The organism is uncultured Sphingopyxis sp. (genome assembly GCF_900078365.1).
In the GTDB taxonomy this organism is placed as follows: domain Bacteria; phylum Pseudomonadota; class Alphaproteobacteria; order Sphingomonadales; family Sphingomonadaceae; genus Sphingopyxis.
In genome coordinates this window covers 1,484,514-1,500,969 of the sequence record NZ_LT598653.1, presented here as the reverse complement: position 1 = coordinate 1,500,969, position 16,456 = coordinate 1,484,514, and the positions used below count along the sequence as shown (strand labels likewise).

15 protein-coding genes and 1 tRNA gene are annotated in these 16,456 nt (G+C 66.1%); 5 read left to right on the top strand and 11 right to left on the bottom strand.

Going from position 1 to position 16,456, the window contains the following annotated elements:
- Positions 1-88: 88 nt before the first annotated feature.
- From QZL87_RS06785 to QZL87_RS06770, 4 genes are read right to left on the bottom strand one after another with little or no spacing between them, the layout of a single operon-like run.
- Positions 89-376, bottom strand: coding sequence for a DUF3325 family protein (locus QZL87_RS06785; RefSeq protein WP_295325735.1), 288 nt, complete (start codon positions 374-376; stop codon positions 89-91).
- On the bottom strand, positions 373-1,944 hold the full coding sequence (locus QZL87_RS06780; RefSeq protein ID WP_295325730.1) for a PepSY-associated TM helix domain-containing protein: 1,572 nt from the start codon (positions 1,942-1,944) through the stop codon (positions 373-375). Before QZL87_RS06780 ends, QZL87_RS06785 begins: the two co-directional genes overlap by 4 nt.
- Positions 1,941-2,249 (bottom strand): hypothetical protein, encoded by a 309-nt coding sequence (locus tag QZL87_RS06775; RefSeq protein ID WP_295325726.1) that lies wholly within the window; start codon positions 2,247-2,249, stop codon positions 1,941-1,943. The genes QZL87_RS06780 and QZL87_RS06775 overlap by 4 nt, the downstream gene beginning before the upstream one ends.
- A gap of 50 nt (positions 2,250-2,299) precedes the next feature.
- Entirely contained in the window at positions 2,300-4,366 is a 2,067-nt protein-coding gene (locus tag QZL87_RS06770) for a TonB-dependent siderophore receptor (RefSeq protein ID WP_295325722.1), read from the bottom strand.
- 189 nt (positions 4,367-4,555) lie between these two features.
- On the opposite strand from QZL87_RS06770, the gene QZL87_RS06765 reads away from it, so the two are divergent.
- On the top strand, positions 4,556-5,203 hold the full coding sequence (locus tag QZL87_RS06765) for a DUF4198 domain-containing protein (RefSeq protein ID WP_295325718.1): 648 nt from the start codon (positions 4,556-4,558) through the stop codon (positions 5,201-5,203).
- Positions 5,204-5,228: 25 nt separating this feature from the next.
- Here QZL87_RS06765 and QZL87_RS06760 read toward each other — a convergent pair.
- A tRNA-Leu gene (locus QZL87_RS06760) sits at positions 5,229-5,313 on the bottom strand.
- 103 nt (positions 5,314-5,416) lie between these two features.
- Between QZL87_RS06760 and QZL87_RS06755 the strand changes: the two genes are divergently transcribed.
- Entirely contained in the window at positions 5,417-6,526 is a 1,110-nt protein-coding gene (locus QZL87_RS06755; RefSeq protein ID WP_295325715.1) for an AI-2E family transporter, read from the top strand.
- A gap of 18 nt (positions 6,527-6,544) precedes the next feature.
- Here QZL87_RS06755 and QZL87_RS06750 read toward each other — a convergent pair whose 3' ends face one another.
- On the bottom strand, positions 6,545-7,999 hold the full coding sequence (locus QZL87_RS06750) for a coniferyl aldehyde dehydrogenase (protein ID WP_295325710.1): 1,455 nt from the start codon (positions 7,997-7,999) through the stop codon (positions 6,545-6,547).
- Between the two features lie 487 nt (positions 8,000-8,486).
- On the opposite strand from QZL87_RS06750, the gene QZL87_RS06745 reads away from it, so the two are divergent.
- Together QZL87_RS06745 and QZL87_RS06740 are read left to right on the top strand one after the other, a co-directional pair.
- On the top strand, positions 8,487-9,674 hold the full coding sequence (locus tag QZL87_RS06745; protein WP_295325707.1) for an acetyl-CoA C-acyltransferase: 1,188 nt from the start codon (positions 8,487-8,489) through the stop codon (positions 9,672-9,674).
- Positions 9,675-9,945: 271 nt separating this feature from the next.
- The gene (locus QZL87_RS06740; RefSeq protein ID WP_295325703.1) at positions 9,946-10,413 is read left to right on the top strand and encodes a hypothetical protein; all 468 of its coding nucleotides are present in this window, start codon (positions 9,946-9,948) and stop codon (positions 10,411-10,413) included.
- 344 nt (positions 10,414-10,757) lie between these two features.
- On the opposite strand, the gene QZL87_RS06735 is transcribed toward QZL87_RS06740, so the two are convergent.
- On the bottom strand, positions 10,758-11,222 hold the full coding sequence (locus QZL87_RS06735) for an SH3 domain-containing protein (RefSeq protein WP_295325700.1): 465 nt from the start codon (positions 11,220-11,222) through the stop codon (positions 10,758-10,760).
- A gap of 148 nt (positions 11,223-11,370) precedes the next feature.
- On the opposite strand from QZL87_RS06735, the gene QZL87_RS06730 reads away from it, so the two are divergent.
- Entirely contained in the window at positions 11,371-12,369 is a 999-nt protein-coding gene (locus tag QZL87_RS06730) for a D-glycerate dehydrogenase (protein ID WP_295325698.1), read from the top strand.
- A 111-nt stretch (positions 12,370-12,480) separates the two neighbouring features.
- Here the strand turns inward: QZL87_RS06730 and QZL87_RS06725 are convergent, their stop codons facing one another.
- The 4 genes from QZL87_RS06725 to QZL87_RS06710 all read right to left on the bottom strand — a co-directional run bounded on the left by QZL87_RS06725 (position 12,481) and on the right by QZL87_RS06710 (position 16,449).
- Positions 12,481-12,753 (bottom strand): GIY-YIG nuclease family protein, encoded by a 273-nt coding sequence (locus tag QZL87_RS06725; protein ID WP_295326775.1) that lies wholly within the window; start codon positions 12,751-12,753, stop codon positions 12,481-12,483.
- Positions 12,754-12,889: 136 nt separating this feature from the next.
- Complete coding sequence (locus tag QZL87_RS06720) at positions 12,890-14,293, bottom strand: nitronate monooxygenase (RefSeq protein ID WP_295325695.1); 1,404 nt, start codon at positions 14,291-14,293, stop codon at positions 12,890-12,892.
- 84 nt (positions 14,294-14,377) lie between these two features.
- Positions 14,378-15,580, bottom strand: a complete 1,203-nt coding sequence (locus QZL87_RS06715) for a glycosyltransferase family 4 protein (protein ID WP_295325690.1) — start codon at positions 15,578-15,580, stop codon at positions 14,378-14,380.
- Positions 15,553-16,449, bottom strand: a complete 897-nt coding sequence (locus QZL87_RS06710; RefSeq protein ID WP_295326773.1) for an alpha/beta hydrolase — start codon at positions 16,447-16,449, stop codon at positions 15,553-15,555. The genes QZL87_RS06715 and QZL87_RS06710 overlap by 28 nt, the downstream gene beginning before the upstream one ends.
- Positions 16,450-16,456 lie beyond the last annotated feature (7 nt).

Here is a 16,456-nt window from a genome sequence, read left to right as displayed (position 1 = left end):
GCCTCTCCCGAACAGCATGGGACCGGGCTCCATTAGGATGCTGACGGAAATGCGTCCAGTTCGGCTGACGACGCCGTGGGCGACGAGGTCAGCGGCCGGAGGCCCCGCGCGCCGACAGGCGGTTGAGAAACAGGACGGTGAGCAGCGCGCCGCCGCTGAGCTGGCCGAGCCACTCGACGGCGCCATAGCCCCATCCGAGCGCGAGGCCGGCCACCGGATAAGCGAGCAGCAGCAGGAACAGGCCGCCCCGGCGCAGGCGCGCTGCGGTTCCAGCGGGAAGCTTGCGGCCCAGAAGGTCGCGCTGATGCCGGTCGCGCGCGGCGCAGAGCATCGCAAAGCCCGCGAAGGCGAGCAGGAAAAGCAGAAGGTGGATCATGCCGTCCCCGCCCCCGGTATCGCCCGCGTCGATGACCCGCGCGGCGCGGCCCTACCGTCCTGTGCCCGGCCCCGCCGCGCGGCCTTCAACGCCGCCCAGCCGAAGCCGGCGGCGATGAGGAGCATCGCCCCGTCGAACGCGGCAATGACCGTGTCGCCGGCGGCGAGGCTGGCAACGAGCGACCGGTCGGTGGTCAAGGCGTTGACGAGCGGAACCGACGCGAAAGCGAGCGCCGTCGCCGCCAAGGTTTCGAGCCACGCGCGCCGCGCGGGCCGGGCCAGCGCCCACACCGCCACCGCGCCCCACGCGATGAACATCGAGTCGATCTCCTGGTCGCTGCGGCCGGCGATGCCGAGCGGCAACAAGCGATTGGCGAGGAAATAGACGGCCATCCCGAACGGCAGCCCGGCGATCGCCGCGATGTTCAGCTTCTCGACGAGCCGGAAACCGAAATGCGGCCGCTCAGGGTCGGGCAGCCTGGCGCGGCGCTTCACCGTCCACAGGATCAGGCCCGAGGCGACCATGACGCAGCCCGCCAGCCCCGATAGGAAATAGAGCGTTCGCAGCAAGGGCGAGGCGAAGCGCCCGGCGTGGATGCCGATCATCGTGTCTTCGGTCGCCGTCGCGGCGCCCGACGGATTCTGCGCGCCGACCGGCCTGCCCGTCGCCCCGTCGAAGGTCAGCGAGCGCAGGCCGATCGACATGCCGGCATCGGGCGCGCTCGACACGATAACCTGCGCCGAACGGTCGCCCGGGTTGAGGATGCGCACGCTGCCCACCGCGGTTCCCCAGCGGCGCTCGGCCTGCTCGACCATCGGCCCGATCGGAGCGAGCGGCGCCGGCCCGGTCTTTTCCCCGGGCACGGGCCAGGGAGCGGTCGCCTCGAAAAATCTGCCTTCATCGGCGTAATTGGCGGCGATTCCCCACGGCATATAATGCGTCGCGAGGCTGACGAGGCCGGTATAGGTGATCATCAGGATGAAAGGCAGGAACAGCACGCTCGACGCATTATGCGCGTCGAGCCAGCTCCGCTGGCCCTTGCCGAGCCGGAGCAGGAAGAAATCGGTCAGGATCTTCTTGTGCGTGACGATGCCGCTGAGGATCGCGACGAGCATCGCCATCGCGGCGATGCCGACCAGCCAGCGCGCCCAATACCAGTTGATGTAATGAAGGTCGTAGTGGAAGCGGTAGAGGAACCAGCCGCCCAGCGTTTCGCGCGCGAAAACCCTGGTCCCCGTGCCGACGAGGCGCGCGCTGGTCGGCGCGTCGGCGGGCGCGTCGGGGCCGTTCGCCCAATAGAGTTGCAGGCCGGCGGCGCGCTTGCCCGTCGAATAGATCGACCATTCGCTGCCGCCGGGAGCCTCGCGCTTCAGCCATTCGGTCGCCGCGACGAAGCCGCTCGCCGGGTCGGCGGGAACGCTCCGCACCTCGGGCGTCATCCAGCGCGTGATCTCTTCCTGAAAATAGGCCGAGGTTCCGGTCACGAAGATGGCGAACAGCAACCAGCCGAGCAGCAGCCCGGTCCAGGTGTGCAGCCACGCCATCGATTGCCGGAAGCCGCCCTTCACAGCCGCCCTCCGATGGCGATCAGCAGCCAGTCGGCAGCACCGGCAACCAGCCCGGCGGCGACCAGCCCGATCCACAGCTTCGCGACCGAGCGGATCGCGAAGGCGGTCATGGCAAGGCCCGCGAAGATCGCGAAGGACAGCGTCGTCGCGCCGATCGACGCCTGCGCCGGGTCGCCCGGCAACAGCCGCGCGATCAGCATGGTCAGCGCGCTGGTGACGGCATAGTTGAGCGGCACCGCGGCCAGCGCACGCGCCGCGATCTCGCGCGCCCGCGCACCGCGCAGATTTTGGACCGCCCTGCTCATCGCACCCCTATCGCAACATTGCGACTGACTCGCAATAGCCCGGATTGACGTCAGAAGCGATAGCCGACCGTTCCCATCACATTGCGCGGGGCGCCGACAAAGCAGTCGCCGCGCGCGAGGCAGGAAGCATAATATTTGTTGTCGAGCAGGTTCGTCGCGTTGACCGCGAAGCGCCAGTTGTTCCAGTTGATTTCGGCCAGCGCGTCGACCGTCGTGCGCGATGGGGTGACGATCGACCAGATGTCGCTCGTCGAGACGCTCTTGCCGCTGTAGACGACGCCGCCGCCGAGGCGCAGCTGCGCTTCGCCCGGAAGGCCGAAGATCTTGGTCGACCAGAGCGACGCGGTGTGGCGCGGCATATAGTCGAGGCTGGTGTTGGTTTCGGACTTGAGCTTGGAATAGCCGTAATTGGCGAGCAGTTCGAAATTGCCGGGCAGCGTGTGGCTAGCCTCGATCTCGAAACCTTTGGTGTTGAGGACGCCCGACTGGCTGGTCGAGCTGCCGGCCCCGTACAGGACGCGGTTACGCTCCTTGATCTTGAAAGCGGTGGCCGTGACCAGCGTGTTCGGGGTCGGTTGCCACTTCACGCCCGCCTCATATTGGGTGCCGGTCTGTGGCCGGTAGGGCGAGATCGGAGTGCCGTTGATATCTTGAATCGAACCTGCGACCGGCAGGAAGCTTTCGGTATAGCTGAAGAAGGGCGAGAAGCCCGCGCCGATCTCTCCGATGATACCGGCGCGGAAAGTCGTCGCATTGTCCTTCTGGCCCGACGAACCGGTGACGCGGTCGCGGCGAGCGCCCAGCACGACCGAGACGCGGTCGAAGAAGCGGATCTGGTCCTGAACATAGACGCCCAGTTGCTTCTGGCTTTCGCTGATGAAGGGACCGGTGGGATCGTAAGTGGCGAGCGCATCATAATCGATGTCGTAGAGGTCGACGAGCTCGAACCCGCCATCGTAACGCTTGGCGACCTTGTTCCAGCTATAGTCGATGCCGACCAGCAGCTTGTGCTCGATATTGGCGCCGGTGTTGAAATTGAACTGCAAATTATTGTCGGTCGAAAAGACGTTCATCCGCGCGTCGCTGGCGTCCGCGATCAGCGCGATCGTGCGGCCGTCAGTCCCATAGACCGAGAAGGGGTCCTGCGGGTTCGTATAGCTGTCGGCATAATGGGTGTTATATTCGAGGTCGCTGTCGATGTAGCGCGCCTTCAGGCTGAGCTTGACGGCGTCCGAGAAGCGGTGCGTGATCGACCCGCCGCCCTGCAGCGAGCGGCCGGCGTAGCGGTCCCAGCCGGCCTTGCCGACGAAAGTGTAGCGATCGAGTTGCTGACCGGCGACTGTGTTCGGCCTGAAGGTGCCGACGATCGGCAGGAATTGCGAGGTCGAGCCGGTATCGTCCTCCTGATAGAGGCCGGTGAGCACGACGTCGGTGTCGGGCGTCGGCTGCCAGCGGATCGAGGGCGCGAACATCACGCGGTCGTCGGCGACATGGTCGACATAGGTGTCGGCGTCGCGCGCGCGGCCGACGAAGCGGACGGCGAGATTGTCGGTGAGCGCGAGGTTGACGTCGCCCAGCACTTCCTTGCGGTCAAAGCTGCCATAGACGAGATTGATTTCGCCGCGCGTGTCGAAGTCGGGCGTCTTGCTGACGAGGTTGACGAGACCGCCGATCGAACCCTGGCCGAACAGCACCGACGCGGGGCCGCGCACGATCTCCACGCGGGAGAAGTTGTAGGGGTCCGACGTGATGCTGGCGTAATAGCTGAAAATGTCGCGCATCCCGTCGCGGAATTGCAGCGCGTCGAGGCCGCGGACGTTGAAGCCGTCGACGCGGGTGTCGCGGCCATAGGGATTGGCGAGGACGCCCGCGGCATATTTCACCGTGTCGCTGATGCTGATCGCGCCCTGCGCTTCATATTGTTCGGCGGTGATGACCTTCACCGGCTGCGGCAATTCGGTCAGCGCGGTCTCGGTCTTGGTTCCGGTATAGCCGGTGACGACGATCGCGTCCTCGGCGGCGCCCGCGGTGTCCTCCGCCCCCTCGCCCGCAAAGGCCGGATTGGCGGCAAACGCCAGCGTGGCGGCTCCACAGAGCGCGATCATTCGGACGGTCATTGGCTTTTCCCTTTTTGCGACTCAATCTCAATTAGGGCGGCAGCTAGAGCGAACCGGTCGCAATGGCAAGCTAGTAATAATCGTTTGCAATAGGACGCGCCCGCGGCCACACAGCGATCACCGGGGGTCGCCCATGGCTAACCCGCCCGGGATTGTTCGCCCCGCCTATTCGGAAACAGGGAGGTCCCCATGAAAAAGACTTTTGCCGCATTGCTGGCCTTCAGCTTCCTTGCGTCCCCCGCAACCGCCCACGAGGTCTGGGTCGAGCGCGACGCCACGGGGGCCGCGCGCATCTATCTGGGCGAGCCCGCCGATCCGGTTCCCGAAGCCGGCGATCCCGAATTTTCCAAGCTGACGGCGCCGCGCCTGATCGGAGCCGACGCAGCGAAACCCGCGGCGCTGGTCCGCCGCGCGAACCATATCGAAGCGGCGGTGACCGGCGCCGGCGACGTCCGCCTGACCGACGACAATGTGTTCGCACCGTGGGAGGCCGAGGGCGGCAAATGGGAAGGCGTGATCTATTACGCCCGCGCGGGCCGCACCGAAACCCGCTCGGCACTCGACCTCGAGATCGTTCCGGCGGCCGCCAACGCGGACAGCTTCACCGTCCACTGGCTCGGCAAACCGCTGCCGGGCGCGAAGGTGACGGTGATCAACGCCGACCGCTGGCAAAAGAGCTTCACCGCCGACGGCCAGGGCCGCGTCGATGTCCCGGTGAACGGCACGGGCCGCTACCTGCTATTGATCTCGCACGAGGTCGAGGGCGCCCGCACGCTCGGCGGCAAGGAGGTCGCGAAAACCTATCACATCTCGACCCTGACCTTCGTCGGACCATAGGCGCCGGCGTCGAACGAAGCGGGAATGGTGCCCCTGGCCGGACTCGAACCAGCACTCCTTGCGGAACTCGATTTTGAGTCGAGCGCGTCTACCAATTTCACCACAGGGGCCCGTGGACGCGGAGCCGTTGCCACAAAAGCACGGTCCGCGTCCAGCGCGAATCACGGCGAAGCATATGGTTGCGCGAAACATCACCGCCGATAAGGTGGCGCGATGACCGAAAAGACGCCGGCGCCCGCCGCCTCGCCCGCCCGATCGCAGAGCAAAACGAAGCCCGCTGCCGCTCCGCCGCCCGCGTTCGGACCCGGCCGGATCGCGGCGGCAGCGCTGATCGTCCTCGCGCTGGTCGGCGTCGCGCTGCTCCTGGTCGAGCTGACGCGTTTCTTCATGCTCGTCTTTGCCGCGATCGTGCTCGGCGCGGTCTTCGACGCCATCGCGAGCTGGCTCTGCCGCAAGACCGGGGTCGGTCGCGGTATCGCATTGGCGCTGTCGGTCGCGGGGATCGTCGCGCTCTTCGCGGGGGTCTTCATGCTGTTCGGTTCGCAGCTGGCGCGCGAGATCGACACGATCCGCGAGCAGATTCCGCAGGCGCTGCGCGGGGTCGAAGCCTTTCTCGACCGCTATGGGCTGGGGCAGCGCGTGCGCGAGCTGGCCGAGGTCGGCAGCGACGATATTTCGCGCCTTGCATCGCAAGCCGGCGGCTATGCGCTGGCGGCGGGCAGCGGGATCGCCGATTTCGTGCTGGTGCTCGTCGCCGCGATCTTTCTCGCCAGCGATCCCGCGACCTATCGGCGCGGGCTGTTGCTCATGCTTCCGGTCCGCGCCGAAGAAACGGCGGCGCTGGCGCTGGACGATGCCGCGCGCGGGCTGAAGGGCTGGATGGCCGGACAGGCGGTGTCGTCGCTCGTCGTCGCGGCGCTGACCTCGGCGGGGCTCGCGCTGCTCGGCGTCCCCGCTGCCGGGGGCCTCGGCCTGATCGCCGGCCTGCTCGACGTCATCCCGATGATCGGCCCGATCATCGCCGGCGTCCCCGCGGTGCTGCTCGCCTTCACCGTCTCGCCCATGACGGCGCTGTGGACGCTCCTGCTGTTCCTCGCGATCCAGCAGTTGCAGGGTAATTTCCTGCAGCCGATGATCCAGAAACAGGCGGTCGACGTGCCGCCGGCGGTGCTGCTGTTCGCGGTTGTCGCGGCGGGGATATTGTTCGGCTTTCTCGGCGTCCTGCTCGCCGCCCCGCTGACCGTCGTGGTCTATGTCCTTGTCCAGCGCATCTATGTGAAGACGCTGCTGGGCAAGCCGATCAGGATCGCGGGAAAGGAATGACTCGAACGGGAATAGATCTCATTTCTTCAATTCCTTCGCCAGCGTCTTCGCGGTCGCCTTGCCATAAGGCGGCTTGAAGCCCGCCAGCCCCGCGACATCGAGCTTCGGCTGGCGATAGACGGCGCGCGCGTGGCTGAAGGTGCGAAAGCCGTCGACGCCGTGGTAATTGCCCATGCCCGACGGCCCCACCCCGCCGAAGGGCAGATCCTCCATCGCATTGTGGAACAGCACGTCGTTGACCGTGACCCCGCCCGAGATCGTCCGCGTCAGCACGCGCTCTTCCTCGCTCTTGTCCTGCCCGAAATAATAGAGGCCGAGCGGGCGGTCGTGGTCGTTCACATAGTCGATCGCGTCGTCGATCGTCTTGTAGGTCTTCACGGGAAGAATCGGGCCGAAGATTTCCTCCTGCATCACCTTCATCTCGTCGGTCGGATTGCGGACGATATGGAGCGGCATCTTGTGGCCGTTGGCGCTCGCGAAATCCTCCTGCCCCGGATTGACCTCGATCACCTCGGCGCCCTTCTCGCGCGCGTCGGCGAGGTAAGATTGCAGCCGGTCGTAATTCCGGCCGTTGACGACCGACGTATAATCGTCGTTCGCGAGCAAAGTCGGATAGAGCGCCGCCGCGCCCTTCGTCACGCTGTCGATCACCGCGCCTTCCTGATCCTCGGCGACGAGGAGGTAATCGGGCGCGAGGCAGATCTGCCCCGCGTTCATCATCTTGCCGAGCGCGACGCGCTGGCCGACGAGGTCCTTGTTGGCGCTGCGCCCGATGAAGGTCGGCGACTTGCCGCCGAGTTCGAGCGTCACGGGAACGAGATTGTCGGCGGCGGCGCGCATGATATGCCGGCCGACGCTGGTCGCGCCGGTGAAGATCAGATGGTCGAAAGCGAGTTTCGAGAAGGCGATGCCGACCTCGGCGTCGCCGGTGAACACCGCCATTTCGCTCTCGTCGAAATAGTCGGGGACGAGCCGCGCCATCAGGCCGGACACATTTTCGGTGAACTCGCTCGGCTTGATCATCGCGCGATTGCCCGCCGCGAGGATGCCCGCCATCGGCACGAAGACCATGCCGACGGGGAAATTCCACGGAGCGACGACGCCGACGACGCCCTTCGGCTGATAGACGACCTCGGCCTTCGCACCGAGCAGCCCGAGCGGAAAGGTGGGCTTGCGCTTCTCGCCCCGCGACCAGGCCGCCATATGTTTCTTCGCATGCTTCAATGCGCTGACCGAGGGCATGATGTCGGTCATCAGCGTCTGTTCGCGGCTGCGATGCCCGAAATCCTCGCTCACCGCCTTGGCGAAATCCTCGGCATGGTCGACGAGCAGCGCGATCGCGCGGTCGATGCGGTCGGTGCGCACCGCGAGGCTTTCGGGCATCGCGGCGGTGAAGCTCGCCTTCTGCGCCGCGAGCACATCGTGCATCCGCGCCGTTTCGCCGGCGATGTCCTGTGCGATCGCAGTAGCCATGCCCCATCTCCCCCTAAGAATTGCGGTGCTGTTTGATCATGCCGCGCAGCAGGTTGCAAGATGAAACCCGCTTGAAGGAATCTCCGCGAAAGTTGTCAAACTTGTCGATCCCCTTCGGTATAATGATACCCGTCGAGGGAAAATCCCGTTCCGAGCGGGCGAAAAAGGCCTGGAGATTTGGCGCGACATCCAACGGAGGATAACGCAGCGCGATTTTGTAGGACAGCGATTTCGGCCAGCCGGACGGGGGCTGACATGTCGGCCTTGCGGTGGAGAGCGGACACACCGAAGATTCGTCATTCCCGCGAAAGCGGGAACCCAGTGCGGAATCAGCTTACGCACGCTCTGGGTCCCCGCTTTCGCGGGAACGACGATGCAGGAGAGGGTCGCATCGGTCGAAACCAGCCATGCACCGCCCTCTTTCGCACGTGCAGCATTTCGGCTAAGCGACCCGCCGACGCATCTTCCCCTTACGGAGTCTCTTGCCATGACCGCCACCGATCCCGTCGTCTTCCTCTCCTATGCGCGCACCCCGATGGGCAGCATGCAGGGGAGCCTGTCGGACGCGAGCGCGACCGACCTCGGCGCGACCGCGGTGAAGGCGGCGGTCGAGCGTGCGGGAGTTGCGGGCGACGATGTCGAGCGCATCTATATGGGCTGCGTGCTCCCCGCCGGGCTCGGCCAGGCGCCGGCGCGGCAGGCCGCGATCAAGGCCGGCCTGCCCAAATCGGTGCAGGCGACGACCGTCAACAAGGTATGCGGTTCGGGCATGCAGACGGTGATCATGGGCGCCGAGGCGCTCGCCGCCGGCAGCGTCGACCTGATCGTCGCGGGCGGCATGGAATCGATGACCAATGCGCCCTATCTGCTCAAGAAGCACCGCGGCGGCGCCCGCATCGGCCACGACACCGCCTATGATCATATGTTCCTCGACGGGCTGGAGGACGCCTATGACGCGGGCCGCGCGATGGGGACGTTCGCGCAGGACACCGCCGACGCCTATCAGCTCTCCCGTCAAGCGCAGGACGAGTATACGCTCGAATCGCTGAGCCGCGCCAAGGGCGCGATCGCCGGCGGCGCCTTCGCCGCCGAAATCGCGCCGGTGACGATTTCGGGCCGCAAGGGCGACGTGGTCGTCGACACCGACGAAGCGCCGGGCAAGGCGATGCCCGACAAGATTCCGACGCTGAAACCCGCCTTCGCCAAGGACGGCACGATCACCGCGGCGACCAGCTCGTCGATTTCGGACGGCGCCGCCGCGGTCGTGCTGACGCGCCAGTCGGTCGCCGAGGCGAAGGGCGCGAAGCCGGTCGCGAAGCTCGTCGCGCATGCCGCGCACGCGCAGGAGCCCAAGGATTTCACCGTCGCCCCCGTCGGCGCGATCAACAAGCTGCTCGCGAAGACCGGCTGGTCGATCGACGACGTCGACCTGTTCGAGGTCAACGAAGCCTTTGCCTGCGTCGCGATGTTCGCGATGCACGACCTTGGCATTCCGCACGACAAGATCAACGTCCACGGCGGCGCGACCGCGCTCGGCCATCCGATCGGCGCCAGCGGGACGCGCATCATCACGACGCTGATCGCGGCGCTCCAGCGCCACGGCAAGACGCGCGGCATCGCCAGCCTGTGCATCGGCGGCGGCGAAGCGACCGCGGTGGCGGTCGAATTGGTCTAAGGAAAAAGCGTCGCCCCCCGCGGAGGCGGGGCCGCTATCGGCGTAGTGCAAGGCTGCCAGCGGCCCCCGCCTCCGCGGGGGCGACGCTTCCGGTTCCAGGACGCCGCCCCAAGACGGCGTCGTTTCGTCGCGATCCTCACGACAAATTGCGACACTAATGACCTGAAAATAAACGCGGCATTCCGCTTCGGTTCAACCCGGCTCGCCTAATCCCTTTCCTGTCATCGGGCAGATTTCCCCTCCCCTGACCGATTGGAAAAGGAATGGCACAATGAAGAAGATGAAATTTCTCACCGCCGGCCTGATCGCCGCGATGATGGTTCCGGCGGCAGCGCAGGCGCAAACCCGCGAAATCCGCAAGGATCGTCAGGAACTGCGCGAAGAACAGCGCGACCTGCGTAATGCCCAGCGTCGCGGCGACCGCGGCGATATTCGCGAGGCGCGCCGCGATGTCCGCGATGCACGTCAGGATTTGCGCGAAAGCCAGCGCGACTGGCGCCGCGAAACGCGCTACCAGAATTATCGCGCGCCCTTCCGCTACCAGCAGTTCCGCGTCGGCTCGACGCTTCGTTCGAACTATTATGCGCCGGCTTATCGCCCGGCGTGGGACAGCCGCTGGGGCGTGCCGCGGGCGGGCCGCAACCTGACCTATGTCCGCCATTACAACGACCTGCTGCTCGTCAAAATGCGCAGCGGCAAGGTCATCCGGATCTATCGCAACCATTTCCGGTGGCGCTGACCGCTAAAGACAGAAAGGGCCGGGCGAGCGATCGTCCGGCCCTTTTTTTGGGCGGCGTTGGATGACCGTTTTGGGGTGGAGAGCGGACGTTGCCTATAACCGTCGCCCCCGCGAAGGCGGGGGCCGCCAGCGGCCTTAATCAGCGGTGTTGCGTAAACCGACAGCGGCCCCCGCCTTCGCGGGGGCGACGGCTAGGTTCGGCCAGTCTCAGACATTCGTCATCCCGGACTTGATCCGGGATCCATTCTTTCCACGCTGCGTGAATGGACCCCGGATCAAGTCCGGGGTGACGAGAAATGAAATGGCCGCTTCCGACCGCCTCCCGGTCGCTAGTCCCCAGCCGGTCAATCGCCCCAGATATGGTCGGTCTGAATCCAGCCCTTGCGGCCCTTGACGTCGAACCGGCACCAGCCGTTCCTGCAATCGCTGATCCGGCCGACGACGCCGGGCTCGGCGCGATAGGCGACCGGGGCCGCGATGCTCGCGTCCTCGCGCATCGGGCGGATGTCGCCGGTGACGATCGCGGTGCGGGTGCGGCTCAGGAGGCGCGCCGCCATCCAGCCTTGCGCCCCGTCGGGATCCTCGACCTTGCGCCAGTTTTCATGGCGCGCGACGACCTTGACCGGCAAATCCTTGCGACGATATTCCCACATCACGGGGACGTGGGGCGACGGTCCCTTGCGCATCCGCGCCTTGTCTACGCTGATCGACGCCCAATAGGGCACTTCGACGTCGGGTTGCGATTGTGCGGAGGCCGGTCCCACGGTCATCATCAGCACGGCGGCGGCGAATATATGGCGGCTGGTCATCGCTTTGCCTTGTCAAACTCATATCCGCATTTCAACCGCTCACCGCGCAAAAGGCTGCGTTCATCCCCAGGCTTTTCATTTCCGCCGCTCTCGATCCCTTCAGGACAGGCTCTTGACCGCCGCGCCGCACCGCGCTCTATCGGCGGCCATGCCCGATTCCACCCGCCCCAAGCGCCCGCGCGTCATCGTCACCCGCCAGTTGATGCCGCATGTCGAGGCGCGCATGGCCGAATTGTTCGATGCCCGGCTGTCGGCGCATGATCACGCTTTTACGCGCGACGAATTGAAGGCCGCGGTCGCCGATTGCGACGTGTTCGTGCCGACGGTGACCGACGAGATCGACGCCGAGGTGATCGCCGCGGCGGGCGAGCGGCTGAAGCTGATCGCCAATTTCGGCGCGGGGGTCGATCATATCGACCTCGCCGCCGCGCGCGCGAAGGGCATCATGGTGTCGAACACGCCCGGCGTCTTCACCGAAGACACCGCCGACATGACGATGGCGCTGATCCTCAGCGTGCCGCGCCGCCTCGCCGAGGGCGAGAAGCTGATGCGGTCGGGCAAATGGCAAGGCTGGGCGCCGAGCACGATGCTCGGCCACCGTGTCGGCGGCAAATTGCTCGGGATCATCGGCATGGGGCGCATCGGGCTCTCGGTCGCACGGCGCGCCCGCGCCTTCGGCCTGTCGATCCATTATCACAACCGCAAGCGGCTGCCCGAAGCCATCGAGGAGGAACTCGGCGCGAGCTATCATGCCAGCGTCGACACGCTGCTCCGCATCAGCGACGTCGTCACCATCCACTGCCCGCACACGAGCGAAACGCACGAGATGGTGAGCGCGGCGCGCATCGGCGCGATGAAGCCCACGGCCTACCTCATCAACACCGCGCGCGGCGAGATCGTCGACGAAAAGGCGCTGATCGCGGCGCTGCAAACGGGCCGCATCGCGGGCGCGGGGCTCGACGTCTATACGCACGAGCCCGCGGTCGACCCCGCGCTGCTCGCGCTCGACAATGTCGTGCTGCTCCCGCACCTCGGCTCGGCGACGATCGAGGGGCGCGAGGCGTCGGGCGAAAAGGTGATCGCGAATATCCGCGCCTGGTGCGACGGGCACCGCCCGCCCGACCAGGTGCTGGAGGGGTGGGTTTGAGCCCCAGATTTCCGGCTATACTGCTCTGGATTGCTTCGTCGCTGCGCTCCTCGCAATGACGAGGCTTTACACCCCTTCGTCATTGCGAGCGTAGCGAAGCAATCCAGAGCGTCATGCGCTGCCGTCGACGATCTGAAGCCACAAATCCCGCCACGACGGATTGTCGGCCTCGATGAGCATCAGTTTCTTGGCCCTGCTTCCTGCCTTGATCTGCTTTTCCCTCGCGATGGCTGTTTCCATCGTCGCGTGTATCTCGAACCAGACGAGCATCTTGCAATCGTAACGCCGCGAAAAGCCGCCGAGCCCTTCCCGGTGCTGCCAGACGCGCTGCACCAAGTTCGACGTCATGCCCGTATAGAGCGTGCCGTTGCGCTTGTTCGCCATGATATAGACCGCCGGTAGACGTTCGCGCACAGCCAGCCGTCCCTACACATGTTCGTCATTGCGGGCGCAGCGAAGCAATCCAGGGCGATGTATGCTACTCTGGATTGCTTCGCTGCGCTCGCAATGACGAGTAAATTCAATCCCCCGTCAAAATCCGGTCCACCAGCTGCTTCACCGTCGGGGTGAAGTTGTTCGAATAAAAGGGATCGGTCTTGAAGTTGAACGCGGCGTGGCCCGCGAACATCAGATTCTGCTCGACGTCGCCGCCGTGCGCGATGTCCTGCAGCGTCTTCTGGATGCAGAAGCTGCGCGGGTCGGCCAGGTAGCCGGTCGAATAATCGTCATGGTCCTTCCACGACGAAAAGCCGCAATGCGACAGGCAGCCCATGCAGTCGGCCTGGTCCTTGCGGATCATCGCCTTGTCGGCCTCGGTCACGAAGACCACCGTATTATCGGGGGTCTTCAGCGCCTCGCTATAGCCCTCCGCCACCCAGTCGCGCGCCCGCGCCCGGTCGTGCGGGGTGACCCAGAAATTCTTGCCCTTCACCCCGACGTCGAGCTGGACGATATGGTCGCCCGCTTCCTGCTTCGAATAGGGAATCTGGCGCTCCGAGCGCGCTTCGAGGTCGCGCAGGAACGGGTTGCGCACCGCGCTCGAATAGAAGCCGGTCGGCGAGAAGCGATGGAGCAGCACGTCGCCGTCGTCGAGCGTGCGCAGACGGTCCTTCCACGCCTGCGGGATCGGGCTTTCCTCGGTCAGCAGCGGCCGCGTGCCGTACTGGAAGGCGATCTGGCCGAGCTCGGGATTGTCGATCCAGTTTTCCCAGTCGCGCAGATACCAGACGCCGCCCGCCATCACGATCGGCACTTCGTCCGAAATCCCCTCGGCGCGCATCGTGTCGCGCAGTGCTTTCACACGCGGATAGGGGTCCTGCGGCACCAGCGGGTCTTCGGCGTTCGACAGGCCGTTGTGGCCGCCGGCGAGCCACGGATCCTCATAGACCACGGCGCCGAGCAGGTCCGACACCTTGTGATAGGCGCGCTTCCATAGCGCGCGGAAGGCGCGCGCCGAGCTGATGATCGGCAGGTAGAGCACATTGTGCCGCTGCGCGATCTCGCTCAACTTATAGGGCATCCCCGCGCCGCAGGTGACCCCCGCGACGAGCCCCTTGGTCCTCTCGAGCACGCCTTCGAGTATCTGCTGCGCGCCGCCCATTTCCCAGAGCACATTGATGTTGATCGCGCCCTTGCCGCCCGACACGTCGTGCGCGCGCTCGACCTGCGCGACCGCGCCCTCGATGCCGTAGCGGATCAGCTCCTCGTGGCGTTCGCGTCGCGTCAGCGCGCGGTAGATTTGCGGGATGATCTTGCCGCCGGCGTCATAGCTGTCGGCATTGACCGCCGAAACGGTACCGATGCCCCCCGCCGCGGCCCACGCGCCGCTCGACATATGATTGGTCGCCGACACGCCCTTGCCGCCTTCGACCAGCGGCCAGACTTCACGCCCGCCATAAAGGATGGGCTTCAAACCTTTGAACACTCTAAACCTTCTCTCTCTCCGCCGATCCGCGCCTGCGAACCGGCCCCCGTTTCCGCTTGCGTAAGCGGAAATTGGACCCCGTTGTCAATCGAAGCCGACCCAGCCACCGCTGAACGGCCCATAGCCTTCCAGCGCGCGAGCATAGAGCTTTTCATAAGCGCCGACCATCCTTGATTCGTCGAACCGCTCCGCCGCCACGCGCCGGTTGGCCGCGCCGACTTCGGCCCGCAGCGCCGCATCTTCGGTCATCCGGAGCAGCGCCGCACGGAAGGCGGCTTCGTCCGCTGCCACATAGGGAGAGTTCGCGCCCGCGACCATCGCCGCGACATCGCCGACCGCCGGACTGACGACGGGCAGCCCCGCCGCCATCGCCTCGATCACCGCGATCGGCGCCTGCTCGCTGAGCGACGACAGCGCAAGCAGGTCGAAATGGCCGATCCAGCGCGCGGGCTCGGCCATGAAGCCCGGCATGACGAGCCGGTCCGCCATGCCGCGTGCGGCCGCCTCGGCGGCGATCGCCGTGCGTTCGGGCCCCTCGCCGACGATCACCAGCCGGACGTTCGGGGGCAGCGTGGCGACGGCGCGCACGAGGCGCGGCAGGTCCTTGACCTTGCGCAGCCCGGCGACGGTGCCTATCACCACCTCACCGTCGCGGCGCTCGAAGCCCGGGATTGGCAGAGATGCTCCCTTGGCGTAGGCCGCGACGTCGATGCCGTTGCGGATCAGATGGGTGCGGCCGCCCGCCTTCCACTCATCGGTCGCGATCCGCTGAAGCAAAGTCGACGGGACGACGACCGACTGTGCGGTGCGCAGCGCCACGCGGCGGAACAGATTGCGTTTCCAGTTGCGCCGGACGCTTTCGTCCTCGTTGAACCCGTCCTCGTGATGGATCAGTTCGGGCATGCTGTGCCATAGGCGCGATACATGGACCCGGCGCGCCATCACCCCATCCATCGCGCCCCAATTATAGCTCAGCACCAATTCAAACCGGGTCATATAATCCGCGAGTTCACGGTAGCGCGCGAGCGACGGCTTGCCGTGCAGCGGCGGCGCATCCTTCGGAAAATCGACGGTGACCCCCGGATCGATCGCCTCGCGCGCGCCGAGCGCCTCGGGCATCGCCGACAGGATCGTATGATGCGCCCGGTCCTCCATCAGGTTCATCAGCCGGACGGCGCGCGCTTCCTTGCCGCCGAGCGAAAAGCTCGAATGGAGGTGCAGGATGCGGATCGGCCAGGGCGCCTCGGGCTCGGCGGCGCTCACGCTTGCGGAAGCTCCGCGGCCCATGCGTCGATCGCCGCGCGGGCTTCGGGCTCGTCCATCGTCGGCGCATGGCCGACCCCGGGCACCTCGACCAGCCGCGAACCCGGCAGCTCGGCCGCCATCTTCGCGCTCGCGGACCGGGACAATATATCCGACAGCTCGCCGCGCAGGATCAGGAGCGGAATGCCGGCGAGCGCACGATAGGCAGGCCACAGGTCGACACCCGCCTCGCCGCCGTTCGGAACGCGCAGCGGCGCAGCGATCTGTTTGTCGTAATCGGTGACGATGCGCCCCTCGGGGGTCAGCTTGTGCGTGCGCTTGGTCAGCCGCAGCCAGTCGCGGATATCATAGCCCGGATAGACCGCGCCGTTGAGTTCGGCAAAGGCGCGCGCCGCGTGAATCCACGTCGGCTGGCTGCCGCCCGCGCCGATATAGTCGCGGATGCGCTCGAGCCCCGCAGTCTCGAGTTCGGGCCCGACGTCGTTGAGCACCGCGCCGGCGAGCCGGCCCGGCAGCGTCGCTGCCATCAGCATCGCGACGAGCCCGCCGAGCGAGGTGCCGATCGCCGCGAACCGCTCGATTTCCAACTCGTCGAGCAGCGCGACGACATCTTGCACATAGGTCAGCGGGACATAGGTCATCGGATCCTTGGCATAGGCGCTCTCGCCGCGCCCGCGGAATTCGATGACGATCACCTTGCGATATCGCGCCACATGCGGCGCCAGATCCTCAAAATCGCGAGCATTGCGCGCCAGGCCGGGCATGCACAGGATCGGCGGCAGGCTGTCGCTGCCTTCGGGTCCGGCATAGATGCGCGCGTGGAGCCGGACGCCGTCGTGCGACCACCAATATTGGTCCGACCAGTCGCTGCGGCTGTCCTGCTGGGCTAATATGGCACGT